Origin of the sequence: Micromonospora sp. U56, from assembly GCF_018070095.1 — a bacterium.
In the GTDB taxonomy this organism is placed as follows: Bacteria; Actinomycetota; Actinomycetes; order Mycobacteriales; family Micromonosporaceae; genus Micromonospora; species Micromonospora purpureochromogenes.
The window spans coordinates 1-501 of record NZ_JAGPYL010000292.1; the positions used below are offsets into that span (position 1 = coordinate 1).

The 501-nt window shown below is 67.9% G+C and carries 1 protein-coding gene; it reads left to right on the forward strand.

Annotated elements, in window-relative coordinates:
• Window positions 1-98: 98 nt before the first annotated feature.
• A partial coding sequence (locus KBX37_RS34050) for a hypothetical protein (protein ID WP_210779907.1) occupies window positions 99-501 on the forward strand: 403 nt, incomplete at its 3' end.

Here is a 501-nt window from a genome sequence, read left to right on the forward strand (position 1 = left end):
CCTTGTATGTGTGAGCGCCTGCTCGTGGTGCTTACGCCGCCTGTCATGTCGATCCCCCGGTCGACCGGCGGCGTCAACCCCCTGAAGGAGCTTCCCCCATGAACACCACCATTCTGCGTAAGAGCGTTCTGGGTATTGCTGGTCTGGCCTTCGCCGGTGGCGTCTTCGCCGGCCCCGTCACCGAGGCCCACGCCACCCCGGCCATGGACGCCAAGGCCGTTGCCGTGGTGCAGGCCGACAAGCCCGGTGTGGACAAGCTGATCCCGCACGGTGTGCAGGGCAAGCAGTCGCGCATCGACCTGGGCGACGAGCAGACCGCGAGCGTGAAGGCGATCATCGCGGCGACGAAGAAGTCGGGCATGGACGAGCGGGCCGCCGTGGTGGCCATCGCGACCGCCCTGCAGGAGTCGAAGCTGGAGAACCTGGGTCACCTGGGTGCCCGTAACGACCACGACTCGCAGGGCCTGTTCCAGCAGCGCCCGTCCAGCGGTTGGGGCACCG